This window comes from Bacillus massilinigeriensis (assembly GCF_900117315.1).
GTDB lineage: Bacteria > Bacillota > Bacilli > Bacillales > Cytobacillaceae > Bacillus_BE > Bacillus_BE massilionigeriensis.
The window spans coordinates 2,246,534-2,261,318 of sequence record NZ_LT630337.1 but is presented as its reverse complement, the minus strand read 5'-3'; the positions used below and the strand labels follow the sequence as shown (position 1 = coordinate 2,261,318).

9 protein-coding genes and 1 riboswitch are annotated in these 14,785 nt (G+C 37.0%); of the genes, 4 read left to right on the top strand and 5 right to left on the bottom strand.

The window, feature by feature from the left end:
- Positions 1 to 81: 81 nt before the first annotated feature.
- From BQ6100_RS11245 to BQ6100_RS11235, 3 genes are all read left to right on the top strand, one after another.
- Positions 82 to 2,847: a response regulator gene (locus tag BQ6100_RS11245; RefSeq protein ID WP_075981721.1), complete on the top strand. Its 2,766-nt coding sequence runs from the start codon at positions 82 to 84 to the stop codon at positions 2,845 to 2,847.
- Positions 2,848 to 2,940: 93 nt separating this feature from the next.
- Positions 2,941 to 3,816, top strand: a complete 876-nt coding sequence (locus BQ6100_RS11240) for a CheR family methyltransferase (RefSeq protein ID WP_390622406.1) — start codon at positions 2,941 to 2,943, stop codon at positions 3,814 to 3,816.
- 9 nt (positions 3,817 to 3,825) lie between these two features.
- On the top strand, positions 3,826 to 5,736 hold the full coding sequence (locus BQ6100_RS11235; RefSeq protein WP_075981720.1) for a PAS domain S-box protein: 1,911 nt from the start codon (positions 3,826 to 3,828) through the stop codon (positions 5,734 to 5,736).
- Positions 5,737 to 5,849: 113 nt separating this feature from the next.
- Here the strand turns inward: BQ6100_RS11235 and metH are convergent, their stop codons facing one another.
- The 5 genes from metH to BQ6100_RS11210 form a co-directional block, all read right to left on the bottom strand.
- Complete coding sequence (gene metH, locus BQ6100_RS11230) at positions 5,850 to 9,299, bottom strand: methionine synthase (RefSeq protein WP_075981719.1); 3,450 nt, start codon at positions 9,297 to 9,299, stop codon at positions 5,850 to 5,852.
- On the bottom strand, positions 9,277 to 11,142 hold the full coding sequence (locus BQ6100_RS11225; RefSeq protein ID WP_075981718.1) for a bifunctional homocysteine S-methyltransferase/methylenetetrahydrofolate reductase: 1,866 nt from the start codon (positions 11,140 to 11,142) through the stop codon (positions 9,277 to 9,279). Before BQ6100_RS11225 ends, metH begins: the two co-directional genes overlap by 23 nt.
- On the bottom strand, positions 11,139 to 12,332 hold the full coding sequence (gene metC / locus BQ6100_RS11220) for a cystathionine beta-lyase (protein ID WP_075981717.1): 1,194 nt from the start codon (positions 12,330 to 12,332) through the stop codon (positions 11,139 to 11,141). The genes BQ6100_RS11225 and metC overlap by 4 nt, the downstream gene beginning before the upstream one ends.
- Positions 12,329 to 13,441, bottom strand: a complete 1,113-nt coding sequence (locus tag BQ6100_RS11215; protein ID WP_075981716.1) for a methionine biosynthesis PLP-dependent protein — start codon at positions 13,439 to 13,441, stop codon at positions 12,329 to 12,331. The genes metC and BQ6100_RS11215 overlap by 4 nt, the downstream gene beginning before the upstream one ends.
- 196 nt (positions 13,442 to 13,637) lie before the next feature.
- Positions 13,638 to 13,760, bottom strand: a riboswitch (SAM riboswitch).
- 119 nt (positions 13,761 to 13,879) lie between these two features.
- The gene (locus BQ6100_RS11210; protein ID WP_390622405.1) at positions 13,880 to 14,071 is read right to left on the bottom strand and encodes an H-type small acid-soluble spore protein; all 192 of its coding nucleotides are present in this window, start codon (positions 14,069 to 14,071) and stop codon (positions 13,880 to 13,882) included.
- Between the two features lie 174 nt (positions 14,072 to 14,245).
- Here BQ6100_RS11210 and BQ6100_RS11205 point away from each other — a divergent pair, with 174 nt between their 5' ends.
- A complete protein-coding gene (locus BQ6100_RS11205; RefSeq protein WP_075981714.1) occupies positions 14,246 to 14,485 on the top strand; it encodes a hypothetical protein in 240 nt (79 codons plus the stop codon).
- Positions 14,486 to 14,785 lie beyond the last annotated feature (300 nt).

The following is a 14,785-nucleotide window of genomic DNA, read 5'->3' as shown; positions in this document are numbered from 1 at the left end:
AAAAATGCAGGGGTTTTGCAATAAAAGGAGAATATTTTATCAAAGATATGGGGAATTCGTCAGGTAGAAGGGAAATTTGGGATGAAATTTAGAACAAGACTTTACTTTGGCTTTGGTATTATTATCACAGTGATGACCACTCTTTTGGTCATTGTTTTCATAGTTTTAAACCATCTAAATACAAATATGATTCATGCTGTGGAGGAAAGGTATTTTGCCATTAAGCATATCAATCATGTGCGGCAGAGTTTAGTTTCACTTGATAAGGAAGTTGCAGCATTAGCGAATGAGAAGGACCTTACTTCAACTAATGCACTTTTACAAATAGAATCGTTGCGAGATTTGACCAATAGCATGAACTCAGAATATAACAAGTTGCAGGATAAAAATAAGTATAAGAATATTGAGGGCACATTAGATGAATTAAAATACCAATTGGATAATTATGGGATGGTTGTTGTTCAGCTAATCAATCTCTCAAATGATGAAGTATCAACAAAAAAAAGAAAACTGATGAACGAATCAGAACTTGAATTTGCTAAAACAATCGAGATAACAGAAAGATTTGTGAAGAAACTTGAGAAGAATATTGATGAATCCTTAATTCAGGAAAAAAAACAATTTACAAAAGCAGTCTTCATAAGTATAGGTTCAATAATATTTGGGATCTTTATTGGGATTGTTTTGACGATTTGGCTAACAAGGAGTCTTGCTGAAAGGCTTAGAAGTGTGAAAAATGTGATGAATTTGGTTGGAAAGAAAACTGAACAACTTCCACGTATTGAAATCACCACTCATGATGAAATTGGAGAGATTGCAAAGGCTTATAATACGATGGTCGATCAGTTAGAAACACATGAAGAAATTGAAAGGGCATATAAAAAAGAACTAGAAAAGCAAAGCTGGCTTAAAACAAAAATTGCTGAATTAGGGGAAATATCTCACTCTTATATGGATCAAAGTAGCTTAGGCACGGCTTATCTACAAGCGCTTGCAGAAATAGTTGAGGCAAATTATGGAGTCATTTATGTTAAGGAAGAGCTTAATCAAACTAATTATTATCGAAGGTTGTCCACTTATGCAGCATCTTATCAAGAAGACTTTATTTGTGGAAAGGAACGTATAAAGGTAGGGGAGGGTTTAATTGGGCAATGTGCTTCTGATCATAAACCTAAGAAATTAACCAATATCCCTCACGATTATATAGAAATTAGCTCCGGGTTGGGAGACACAAGCAAGGTGAACCTTGTGATATTACCAATTGAGGTAGATGATGAAGTGATTGCTGTGATGGAGCTTGCAAGTATTCACCCGTTCACTGAACTTCAGGATCAACTATTAGAAAATGCAGTACTACAGCTTGGCGCAATCTTAAATCGCATTCAAAAGCAGATGCAGGTGAGGCTGCTATTAGAGAAGGCCCAGAGTTTGAATGAAGAACTTCAATGTCAATCAGAAGAGCTTCAGATGCAGCAGGAAGAATTAAAGACGATGAATGAAGAATTAGAAGCTCAATACAGAAACTCAGAAGAAAAGTCCCAAGATTTAGAAAAGGCTAAATCCGCATTAGAGGAAAGAACAAGGGAGGTTCTTCTAAACTCACAATACAAAACAGAATTTATCGCAAACATTTCTCATGAATTTAGAACCCCACTTAATAGTTTGTTAATCCTAGCTCAAATGCTTATTGAAAATAAAGATGGAAATTTAAATGAAAAGCAATTGGAATATGCTCAAACCATTCATTCCTCGGGGAAAGAATTACTTGAACTAATCAATGACATTCTTGATTTTTCAAAAATAGAATCTGGAAAAATTGAAAGAAATGAAAGCGAATTAAATCTTCGCGAATTGTTGTCCTTTGCAGAAAAACAATTTAAACCAATTGCTGAACAAAAGGGAATCAATTTTTCCGTAATCATTGATGAAAAAATACCAGAGATGATTCGTACAGATGAACAAAAGGTTTATCAAATCATTAAGAATCTATTATCTAATGCCTTTAAATTTACAGAAAAAGGATTTGTTGAGCTAAGTGTCCTTCCTTTCACTTTACCGAGTAGAAATGAACCTGAAATTTTTGAGCGATTTATTGTTTTTCAGGTGAAAGACAGCGGAATTGGTATTTCTCCTGATAAGCAAGGCTTAATTTTTGAAGCATTTCGACAAGCCGATGGAACAACCTCTAGAACATATGGCGGAACAGGTTTAGGATTGTCAATCTGCAAGGATCTAGCTGAGCTTTTAGAAGGATCCATTAAGGTTGATAGTACTGAAGGAAAGGGCAGCACGTTTTCTTTTTATCTACCCCTTCAACTAAAGTTGGGCATTGTTGAGAATCAAATAGAGGCAGCAGTAGCAATGGAATCTCTTTCGTTAACCAGTGAGAGTCTGTCCCGTAAAGAAATATCTCAAGAGAAGAATGAAAAAATAAACATTCAATTTTATGACTTAATGAATGATGATCTATTAAGAGGAAAGAAAATCCTGGTCGTAGACGATGATATGCGAAATATCTTTGCACTTACCTCATTTTTAGAGGAATTGGGGATGAAGGTTATTTTTGCTGAAAACGGCAAGGAATCCATTGAAATACTCAAGGAACATCCAGATGTAAATCTTATCTTAATGGATATTATGATGCCAGAGATGGATGGGATTAAAGCCATACATAAGATTCGAGCGATCCCTGAATTTAAAACTCTGCCAATCATCACGATTACTGCAAAAGCTATGAAAAATGATCGTGAGAAATGCATCGAAGCAGGAGCTTCAGATTATATTGGAAAACCAATTCAGTTAGTCCAACTTTATTCACTATTGAAAGTGTGGCTATATAAGTCTTAATAATTAGTGAATATCTATATGAAACAAGAATCTCAAATAAACCAAACTTTCATAGAATGAGCGGATATTGTTATGATGAGAAATGAAAAGATATTGAGCATATATGCAAAGGAGAACAAGATAATAAGTACTTTAGAAGAGCGAAAGTTTGCAAATCTAGAAGAATTAGAGGTCAGGCTATTATTAGAAGGAATCTATTACCATTACGGCTATGACTTCAGAGACTATGCTACATCCACAATCCGTAGAAGAATACTATATCGGATGAGAGCAGAAAGATTAACAACAGTAACTGCTTTAATGGAGAGAGTTCTTCATGATCCTAAAATGATGGAAAAATTATTTTATGATTTTTCTATAAATGTAACAGAAATGTTTCGTGACCCATCCTTTTTCAAAACCTTTCGTGAAAAGGTCATCCCTCAATTAAGACAATACTCTCATATACGTATCTGGCACGCTGGCTGCTCAACTGGAGAAGAAGTATATTCTATGGCGATCCTTTTGTACGAGGAAGGGTTGTTAGAGAAGGCAAGAATTTATGCGACAGATATAAATGAACGGGTACTTGAAACAGCGAAAGTAGGAACATTTCCTTTATCAAAAATGAAGATGTATACACAAAATTATGTACTATCTGGGGGTATGAATGACTTTTCAGAATACTATTCCGTTTCAAGAGATAATGCCATTTTTAAACCATTTTTGTCTGAAAACATGGTCTTTGCCCAGCATAATCTAGTTACGGATCACTCTTTTAATGAATTTCATATCGTTATTTGTCGGAACGTATTAATCTACTTTACTCCAAAGTTACAGATCCGTGTTAACAAGTTATTTTATGAAAGCTTATGTGATAATGGTTATTTAGTGCTAGGAAAGAAGGAGGGTACTTCCTCATTTCTTCAATCGATTCGTTTAACAATGTTTGATCAAATAGAAAAAATATATCAAAAAACTAGAGTATGAGGATGATCTATGGAGAATTCAATTGTTAATATATTATTAGTCGATGATCGAAAAGAGAATCTGTTGGCTTTAGAAGCGGTACTCTCTTCATCAAATTATAATCTTATTAAGGCGAATTCAGGTGAGGAAGCATTAAAATGGATATTAATGGAGGACTTTGCTGTCATATTGATGGATGTGCAAATGCCTGGATTAGATGGATTTGAAACCGCAAGACTAATTCGGGAACGAGAAAAATCTAAGGATATTCCCATCATATTCATTACTGCTTTAAGCCAAAAACAGGAGAATATCCTTCAAGGGTATTCCGTAGGTGCAATTGATTATATTATCAAGCCGTTTGATCCGATTATTTTAAAATGTAAGGTAGATGGTTTTGTTTCCATGTATCTTAACCAAATGGAGATTCAGGTACAGAAGGAGATAATTAATGAGAGAACGAAAGAGCTTCAGGAAGCCTTTCTTCAACTAAAAAGGAATGAGATATTATCAAGAGCTCTCGGGGAGACGTCAATAGATACCTTTGTTGTATTAAATTCGCAAGGGAATATTTTATTAGTAAACCCTGCAGTAACGGAAATGTTTGGGTATTCCATTAAAGAAATAATGGGAAAACACATCAATCTTCTTTTAACTGAGTTGTCCCTTCAAAATTTATCATGTGTACCAAAAGGAGAACTAATTGAGACGAATGCACAGAGAAGGGATGGAACGAAATTTCCAGTTGATATCCAATTAACGGTTGCAGAAATAGAGAGTGGTTCCATTTTTGTCTGCTCTATTCGAGATATTACTGAAAGAAAAAACCAATTTAATATGCTAGAAGAGCTTGTTAAAGAAAGAACTCTTGAGCTTTGCGAGAGTGAAGAGAAATATCGCCTTCTTGTTGAGGAATCTCCAGAAGGAATTATTGTCAGAAAAATGAAAAGTAATCAATGGTCATTCATTAATAAGACCGGACTAAATATTTTGAAAGCAAAGAATATCCAGGATTTTTCTCACAAATCCTTTAATGATCTGATTTATCCTGATGATCGAGAACTCCTTAATAAGAATATAGAAAAGGTGAGAGAAGGGAAAATAATTGACGGATTTGAATTGAAATTTATTCGGGTTGATGGGGAAGTAATTGATGTAGAAGTAAAGATTATTCCTTTTATGTACGAAGGGGAACAGTCTTTGCACGTTATGTTTCGGGATATAACAGTCTTTAAACAAACACGTGAGTTTATGCATCAATCTGAAAAGCTTACTGTTGTTGGTGAACTAGCCGCGGGTATCGCTCATGAAATCAGAAATCCATTAACAAGTTTGCGTGGATTTACCCAGCTATTACAGTTTGACCTTGGGGCCAACCATGAATATGTTGATATCATGATTAATGAAATTGATCGCATTAATACTATTGTCAGTGAATTACTCCTTCTCGCAAAACCTAATAAATTTGAATTTAAACAAGTTTTATTACAAAAGCTGTTAGATGATATGATTACCTTAATGAATGGACAAGCAAATTTACACGGGGTAGAAATTCAATTAATATTAGAAAGCTCCATTGAAGATTGTTATATTTATGGAATTGAAAATAAAATTAAGCAGGTATTAATAAATATTGTAAAAAATGCAATAGAGGCCATGCCGGATGGAGGTTTGCTGATAATTAAAGTCGGATTTGATCAGGACCAGGTAGTCCTTCATTTTATTGACCATGGATATGGAATTCCAAGCGAGGTACTCGAAAATATCGGACAACCTTTTTATACTACGAAGGAAAAAGGAACAGGACTAGGTCTAATGGTTTGTTATAGCATTATTGAAAGCCACCAGGGGATTTTGTCGATTGACAGTCAGGAAGGAAAAGGGACAGTTGTACAAATAAAGCTTCCATGTGCAAGGAATAGGGTAGAAGTATTGAAGTAAGTTATGTTAAAGCTCATGTTGATGTTGAAAAGGAAATCAACAGACAAGTTACAAAGTATGACACAAAAAAAGGAGGCTGGGCCAAAAGCATTTTTGGCCTAGCCTTCTCTTATTTATTTTATTACATTAAAATATCTCGCATCGGGATGGGCAAAAACCATGGCTGTCACTGAAGCTTCTGGTTCCATCATACACTCTTCGGTTAGCTCAATGCCGATATCTTCAGGCTGAATAAGCTTAAAGAGTTTCTTTTGATCATCAAGCTCTGGACATGCAGGATAGCCAAAGGAATAACGTTGACCTTGGTATTTTGCCCCAAATCGATCCTTCATTGTCATATTGATTGGGTCAGGGAAGCCCCAGCGATCACGCATCACTCGATGGATTAGCTCTGCAAATCCTTCAGCACACTCAAGGGCAATAGCCTGCAAGGCATGGCTTTCTAAAAATCTTCCTTGTTCCTTTAATTCTGCTGCAGCCTTGCGCACTCCCTGTCCGGAGGTTACTGCAAAAAATCCAACATAATCCATGATCCCGCTTGACACTGGTTTCAAAAAGTCAGCAAGACATAATTGGGATCCTGATTCTTGTCTCGGAAAATGAAAGACCTCAATTACCTGCTTTGGCTGTTCTGGATTGTAAATCAGTATTTTATTGCCTTCAGATTGGGCAGGGAAGAATTGATAGACTGCGCCTGGATTCAACCAACCATTGGTACGAGCTCTATTTAGTAGGTCATCAACCATATCATTGACTTTCACCGCTTTTTCATCTTTTGTCTCCAATAATTTATCTAATTTTCCCTTTACCCCAAGGTGATGACCAATAAGCATCTGTTTATTAATATAAGGCTCTATATGTGATAGGGAGTAGTTTTTTAATAAATGTCTTTTTGTATCACTCGGAACATAAACAGGAACATTTGTTCTTATTTCTGATTTTACCCTAATAGCAGTTGCTACCCCAGATTTTATTCCAGTAGAACCTTCAGCCTGTAGAGAGCTAGATTTTTCATTCTTTTTCTGTAACAATCTTTGCATTTCCACGGGCTCTTGTAATTGATTAGCTAGGGATAAGCCTTCCATCGCATCCTTGGCATATAAAACAAGGCCATCGTATTCCTTTGAAATTCTAACTTCTGTAAATTTCCTTGTAAGTGCTGCTCCACCTACCAGAATAGGGATATCAATACCTGCTTGTTTCATATCATGGGCAGTTAACACCATCTGTTGAGCCGATTTGACTAATAATCCAGAAAGACCAACGACATCTGGCTTTTGTTCCTGAATCGCCTCAATTAATTGAGCAGGGTTTACCTTGATTCCTAAATCTATGACATCAAAGCCATTGTTTGTAAGGATGATGTCCACTAAGTTTTTACCAATATCATGGACATCGCCTTTTACAGTAGCTAGAAGAATTTTTCCCTTGGCTGCAGTTGTATCATTTTTCTCCATATGTGGTTCTAAGAAGGAAACAGCCGCCTTCATGACCTCTGCACTCTGCAGTACTTCCGCCACAATTAATTGGTTATCATTAAACAGTCTTCCAACCTCTTTCATTCCATCCATTAAAGGTCCATTAATGATATCTAGTGGGGCAGGGAAGGTATTTAATGCAATTTCCAAGTCTGGAATTAAGCCTTCTTTTGTGCCTTCGACAACGTAGTAGGAAAGGCGTTCCTCTAAAGTCATATTAGGAATTTGAGATTTTGTTTCTTTTTTCTTATCGCGATAAAAATCAGTAAACCGTGCTAAGGATTCATCTGTTGTATCAAAAAGGAGTCTCTCAGCCATTTCAACTTCTTCTTTGGCTATGGAAGCAAAGCGTTCTAGTTTTTCGGTATTAACAATGGCGTAATCTAAACCAGCTTGTGTGCAATGATAGAGAAATACAGAATTCAATACTTCTCTTCCAACTGGAGGAAGACCAAAGGAAACATTACTTATTCCGAGAATCGTTTGCACCTTTGGAAATTTCTCTTTAATGAGCCGAATTCCGTCAATGGTTGCTTTGGCTGATCCAATATATTGTTCATCTCCTGTACCAACAGGGAAGACAAGGGGATCAAAAATCAAATCCTCTGGTGAAACGTTGAACTTATTAACTAAAAGTTCATACGAACGGTCAGCAATTTCCAATTTTCTTTTTGCTGTAACCCCCATTCCAGTTTCGTCGATGGTACCGACTACAACGGCTGCACCATATTTATGGATAAGGGTAGAAATCCTTTCAAAACGTTCCTCGCCATCCTCTAGGTTAATTGAATTAATAATGGCTTTCCCTTGTGAGTAGGTGAGAGCTTTTTCAATGACAGCTTCATCGGTTGAATCAATGACAAGAGGAACTTTGATCTTTTTCACAACCTCTTTAATAAAGAGCTCCATATCCTCTATCTCGGTGCGGTCTGGGTCAGCTAAACAAATATCAATAACGTGGGCACCACCCTTGACTTGTGCCCTAGCAATCTCTGCTGCTTCCTCATATTTTCCTTCGCTAATTAGTCGTTTAAATTTACGAGAACCAATGACGTTGGTTCTTTCACCAACCATAATTGGGCGAAGGGTAGGGTCATCATAAATAAAAGGTTCAATCCCTGAAACCATATGGGAATGCTTTTGTGTAACGATACGTGGTTGATACTGTTTCATCTTCTCAGAAATCTTCTCAATATGTTCAGGTGTCGTTCCACAGCAACCACCTACAATGTTTAGCCATCCCTCTGAAGCAAAACCTGCAAGCTTTTCAGCTAATGATTCAGGAGTTTCATGGTAATGCCCTTCTTCATCTGGGAGTCCAGCATTTGGATAACAGCTAACTGCTGAAGTCGATAGGTTTGATAGGGAACGAATATGATCCTGCATAAATTCAGGTCCGGTAGCACAATTTAATCCGACAGCTAATGGTTTCATATGTTCAACAGATATGTAAAAGGCTTCTATCGATTGTCCAGCTAGAGTCGTTCCCATTGGTTCAATTGTACCTGAGATGATGATAGGTAGCTGAGTCTTCGATTTGGCAAAAGTACGTTCTACACCGATATAAGCAGCTTTAACATTAAGCATGTCCTGACTTGTCTCAATTAATAGTAAGTCCACTCCACCATCAATTAAACCTTGTGCTTGTTCTTCATAGGCTGCTGCTAGCTCTTCAAAGGTTGTTCCACCTGTAACACTCAAGGTCTTTGTTGTCGGCCCCATTGAACCAGCAACATAGCGTGGCCAGGTAGGAGTGGAAATCTCATCAGCTGCCTTTCTAGCAATCTCAGCCGCTATTTTATTTATTTCATATGCCTTTTTACCTAGATTGTATTCTTCGAGTACAATGCTAGTTGCACCGAACGTATTAGTTTCTATAATGTCACTTCCTGCAAGCAAATATTGGCGATGTATCGCTTCTATTACAGAAGGGGAGGTGAGATTAAGTATTTCATTACAACCCTCATATTCTTCACCGCCGAAGTCATCAACGCTTAAATTTGCTCTTTGTAGCATGGTTCCCATGGCCCCATCCATAATTAGAATTTTCTGTTTTAGTTGTTCAGTTAGTGATGGTTTTTGCATGTTGTTTCCTCCTTTGAAGCTCGGTGTTGTACGTACGGGCATGGTTTGCAAGCTCGACAGTCATATGATACCTCATAAATGGTGTGATTAAATAGATTCCATTAAATAGGTCAGCCGCTGCTTCCATTAAGTATTTTGTAATGGCAATCCCTTCTTTTTCAGAAGCGATTGGGTCATGTTTTAATTCAAACATTTGATCTCGAATAGATTGGTCAATCTTAATGCCGGGAACCTCATTGTGAAGAAATTCGGCGTTGTTGCTGCCAGTCAATGGCATAAAACCAATATAGATAGGTGCTTCAATATGTCGTGTTGCCTCATATACTTCCACTAATTTTTCTTCAGAGTAAATTGGTTGGGTGATAAAATAATCTGCACCAAACTTGATTTTCTTTTCCATTCTTTGAACGGCTTTTTCAATGGACTTGACATTCGGGTTAAATGCCGCCGCAATAGAAAAAGCTCCTTTTTGACCTAAATCCTTCCCTGTTAAGGAAAGACCTTCATTAAATTGCTTAATCATTCCAATTAATTCAAAAGAAGATACATCATACACTGAAGAAGCGCCTGGCAAATCACCAACTCTTGCAGGGTCGCCTGTAATGGCAAGAACATCGTGTAATCCAAGAGTATGAAGCCCCATCAAATGGGATTGCAATCCAATAATATTTCTGTCTCGACACGTAATGTGAATGAGAGGACGAAGATTAATTTGTTCTTTTACTAAATATCCAAGAGCTTCGTTTGAAATCCTAGGGGAGGCGAGGGAATTGTCTGCAAGAGTTATTGCATCAATTCCTACTTCCTTTAATGCCTTTGTCCCTTGGAAAAAACGGTCCGTATTCAACTTTTTCGGTGGGTCCAGCTCTACAATTACCGAAGGCCTTTCCTTTACAATCTCCTGTAGAGGGGGTACATCTCTGATTGGTGCTAATGGTTCTATGAGAATCGGACTCTTTTTAACTTTAATTTGTTTCTCTGTGATTGGTGTTACATTTTTTAGTTCACTTGCAAATGCATGGATATGCTCTGGTGTCGTTCCACAGCAGCCGCCTAAAAGACGAATTCCTTGATTTCTGAATGCATGGGCAGATTTTCGGAAGTATTCAGCATCTCCTTTATAATGGAATTTCCCATCTGTATAGGCTGGTAAACTAGCATTTGGATAGCTTGATAGAAAAGCATGCTTAGGTAGTTCCACTTCTTCTAAGGCGATTATCATCTGATGGGGACCGAGACGACAGTTGATTCCAACCACGTCAGCACCTAATCCATCAAGCCTTTTTAATGCTTCATTAATGGGAGTCTGATCCTGTAAAAAACCTACCTCCTGCATGGAGACTTGAGCAACAATAGGCAGATTGGTTTCTTTTCTTGCAATCTCTAAAACTGTTTCCATTTCATTCATATCATAATAGGTTTCGAGTAAAATCCCATCAATTCCTTCTAAAAGCAGACAATAAAGCTGCTCACGGAAGCTTCTTTTTATTTCCTCAATAGGAATAGAATTCGGCTTAATTCCCCGATTTCCACCGATGGTTCCAAGAATATAGGTTCTATCAGTCGCCGCTTTTTTGGCATTTCTTACGGCCATACTGTTAATTTCTTTGACTTGATCCTCTAATCCATATCTTTGTAGCTTTAAATAATTGGCTGCATAGGTGTTCGTTTGAATAACATCAGCACCTGCATCAATATAGGCCTGATGAATCTTAATAATTTCTTCCGGGTGTGAGAGATTAAGCTCTTCATAACAGCTATCAGTTCCATAAGAATATAGAAGGGTTCCCATAGCCCCGTCCGCAATTAAAATTCTTTTTTCCATTTCTTGAAGAAAACTCATTTTGTTGTCCCCCTTGTAATCAAAGCTGACGGGGAGGCTTTATCCAATGCTCTTGAAAAATCAACAATAAGATCATCAATATTTTCTAACCCAACTGAAAGACGAAGTAGGCTATTTGAAATTCCACGAGATAAACGTTCATCTTCAGGCATTGCTGCATGTGACATCTTTGCAGGATATGATAAAATCGACTCCACAGCACCAAGGCTAACAGCAAACACTGGGATGCTCACATTTTTAACGAATGCTCGGAGTGAATCCTCTGACTCTAATTCAAAGGAAAGTACAGCACCTGCATTTTTCGCCTGTTTGTGTTGAAGATCATAATGTGGATGTGTTTCGAGCCCTGGGTAATACACGTTCTTAACTAAAGGATGTTCATTTAAGAAATTTGCGATTTTTAACGCTCCTAAGCTCGATTGTTGTAGCCTTACAGAAAGTGTTTTTATTCCGCGCAGGACAAGCCAGCAATCCTGAACCCCAAGAACAGCACCAAAGGCATTTTGCAGTGCTCCAAGCCTTGAGGCCAATTCTTCATCCTTTACAACAGCTAGTCCTGCAACGACATCACTGTGACCAGACAAAAACTTTGTAGCACTGTGCAGTACAACATCTGCCCCAAGGTTTAGAGGCTTCTGTAATGCTGGGGTTAAAAAGGTATTATCAACAAAGGTAAAGGCACCGTGTTTTTTGGCCATTTGACTGATTGACTTTATATCCGTCACCTTTAGTAATGGGTTGGAAGGTGTTTCGACATAAATAACCTTAGTATTAGGCTGAATTGCTTTTTGAACTTCATCTAAATTCGTCATATCCACAAAGGTATGTTCAATCCCAAACCGAGTTAATACTTGTGTCACCATCCGGTACGTACCACCATATACATCCTCTGTTATTACGACATGGTCCCCTTGAGAAAGGAGGAGGAAGGCGGTAGAGATGGCAGCCATACCTGAGGAAAAGGCAAAGCCTCTTGTACCGTCCTCTAATTCTGCAATAACATCCTCTAAAGCCTCTCGAGTGGGGTTTAAGCTTCTGCTATAATCATATTTCCCAAATTGATCAATATCTGATTGATGAAAGGTAGAGGCATGTTGAATCGGAACGCTTACTGCCCCATTCGATGGGTCAAATTTATGTCGATTGTGCAATAGCCTTGTATCAAAACTGTAATAGTCATTTTCAATCATAATGCAACCTCCTGACTTACCTTAGCAAAAGCTTGTTCTAAGTCTTTGATTAAGTCTTTCGCATCCTCAATACCTACTGAAAAACGTAACAATCGGTTATCCACACCCGTTTCAATCCGAATATCCTCAGGGATGTCAGCATGTGTTTGTGTTGCTGGATAAGTGATGAAGCTTTCAACTCCACCTAAGCTTTCAGCAAATGTAATAAGGGAAAGATTTTGGAGAAAAGGGTTAACCCAAGCCTCCTTTTTTATTCGAAAAGATAGCATTCCACCATTACCTGGATAAAGAACATCTGTAACGGCATCGTGCTCGGTTAGGAATTGAACGATATTTTTCGCATTTTCCTCATGCTTTGCCATTCGTAAGGCGAGGGTCTTCATCCCTCGAATTAGAAGCCAGGAATCAAATGGGCTTAATACGGCACCGTTAGCATTATGATGAAGGGCAATAGAATCACAAAGTTCCTTTCCTTGTGCAACAATTAACCCAGCAAGAACATCATTATGCCCGCCTAAATACTTGGTTGCACTATGAATCACAATATCTGCGCCTTGAGGAATAGGTTTTTGTAAGATCGGAGTATAGAAGGTATTATCAACAATTAATAGGATGTTATGTTCCTTTGCAATTGTTGCAACCTTTGTGATATCCGTTTGCTCCATTAGGGGATTAGTCGGCGTTTCGAGAAAAATCGCCTTTGTATTCGAGGTAATTTCTTTTTCAATATTTTCTATGAAACTCGTATTTACGTATTTGGAGGAAAGCCCCCATTTTTTAAAACCTTGTTCAAGAATACGGTATGTACCGCCATATAAATCCTTAGAGACAATCCATTCATCTCCTGATTGAAAAAGGGAGAGAATAGTCAAAATAGCGGCCATACCGGAGCTACAGGCATAGCCTTGTTCACCTTCCTCAAGATCAGCGATAGCCTTTTCAAGAATTTCCCTTGTAGGATTTCCCGTTCTTGTATAGTCATATCCAGTTGATTGTCCAATTCCTTCATGACGGAAGGCCGTTGAAAAATAAACAGGGGGATTAACTGCTCCTGTGGCCTTTTCACTTCGATTTCCAATTTGTGCAAGCTTCGTTTGAATTCCTACCATTAACCATCACTCCTAAATATTTCAAATAAGTAAAAGATATTAATCAAACAGATACTGATTTGTTGTAAGCATATTGACCTAAAGCTGATATCTTCTGTTTGATAAAGATAAGAAGTGGGATATTTAACCCGTATATCGACAAATAAAAAAAGTCTTCTATAAGAAGAAGACTTTAATAATCAATCGTTAGCCGTTCTTCTTATCTGTCAAGTTTTTCACAAAACTTGCTGGAATTAGCACCTTTTCAAAGCAAAATATGGACGCTTTGATGGTTGCTGAGGCATCATAGGGCCAGACCCTCAACCTCTCTTGATAAGAAATTGTTATTATGAATTTACTACACTTTACTATAGGAAAGTATTATATGTCAATGTCTTTTTAGAATATTCTTTTTATTATGAGAGCTAAAATGAATCATAAATGGTCCATAATACTTGGCTATATTTCTTCAATTAGATTTAAAACAGGAACATCCCTTTCCTCAGAAGGATTTGTTTTATAATATATTCTTGCCATTTTCGTTGTTTCATCGACGTTTTGTATGATAACTGGGGTTCCCTCATAGGAAACAGCATGCATATCCGCACTCATCAAGATTTCTTTTGCTCGTCCAACGTTCACTTTCGTCATTCCTCCTAAACTGATATCAATCATAATTTATCTATTTTTCCATTTTTTATACATAATAAAAAAACAAGAAGAGATTAGACAAATTTTTTTCAAAAGATTCTAATAATTACCATCCAATAATAAAATAAAATCGATATAATAGTAATAGGGATAAATATTGGAGGGAATAAAGGTATGCAAGAATTTAATAATTGTCATCATCGCTATTCCATCAACGATGAAAATTTCACTTATACACCTGAGGATGGAATAGAGTTTATTGTGGTTGGAAACGTGTTACAGAAAAGCTCGACGTGTGGACATGTGGATTCTCCAATATCTTCAAAGGAAACGACAAAAATAAATTTGCATGAAAAAAGAAACTATCCTCATTCTCCAAAAGATCATTATGTTCATATCATAGATTTATTGTAAGCCGGGATTCCGGCTTTTTTTGTGCATTTAAAATAATAATTAGAATCAAAGAATGCGATTAAAATATTTTTTAAGAAAGTTTATCAGTATAAGAAATTATTTCCATATAAAAATCAAAGTTTTCACTATAAATGTGAGTAAAACTTTTGTGGAACGTTAATTAACATGTTAAAATGACATTGGAAACGTTTTATACTCTGAAAAATTTTACTATTCAATTTTTCGCAATTAATAGCATAGTTGTTTTTTCAGATATAAAACTTGTTAATAAAAATAATATTGAAAGATAAGATTTTGGGG

What these genes read in the sequence shown, in the direction of transcription:
- BQ6100_RS11245 (WP_075981721.1), top strand. Translation starts at nt 82, where the DNA reads ATGAAATTTAGAACAAGACTTTACTTTGGCTTTGGTATTATTATCACA.
- BQ6100_RS11235 (WP_075981720.1), top strand. Translation starts at nt 3,826, where the DNA reads ATGGAGAATTCAATTGTTAATATATTATTAGTCGATGATCGAAAAGAG.
- metH (WP_075981719.1), bottom strand. Translation starts at nt 9,299, where the DNA reads ATGCAAAAACCATCACTAACTGAACAACTAAAACAGAAAATTCTAATT.
- BQ6100_RS11225 (WP_075981718.1), bottom strand. Translation starts at nt 11,142, where the DNA reads ATGAGTTTTCTTCAAGAAATGGAAAAAAGAATTTTAATTGCGGACGGG.
- metC (WP_075981717.1), bottom strand. Translation starts at nt 12,332, where the DNA reads ATGATTGAAAATGACTATTACAGTTTTGATACAAGGCTATTGCACAAT.
- BQ6100_RS11215 (WP_075981716.1), bottom strand. Translation starts at nt 13,441, where the DNA reads ATGGTAGGAATTCAAACGAAGCTTGCACAAATTGGAAATCGAAGTGAA.
- BQ6100_RS11210 (WP_390622405.1), bottom strand. Translation starts at nt 14,071, where the DNA reads ATGACGAAAGTGAACGTTGGACGAGCAAAAGAAATCTTGATGAGTGCG.
- BQ6100_RS11205 (WP_075981714.1), top strand. Translation starts at nt 14,246, where the DNA reads ATGCAAGAATTTAATAATTGTCATCATCGCTATTCCATCAACGATGAA.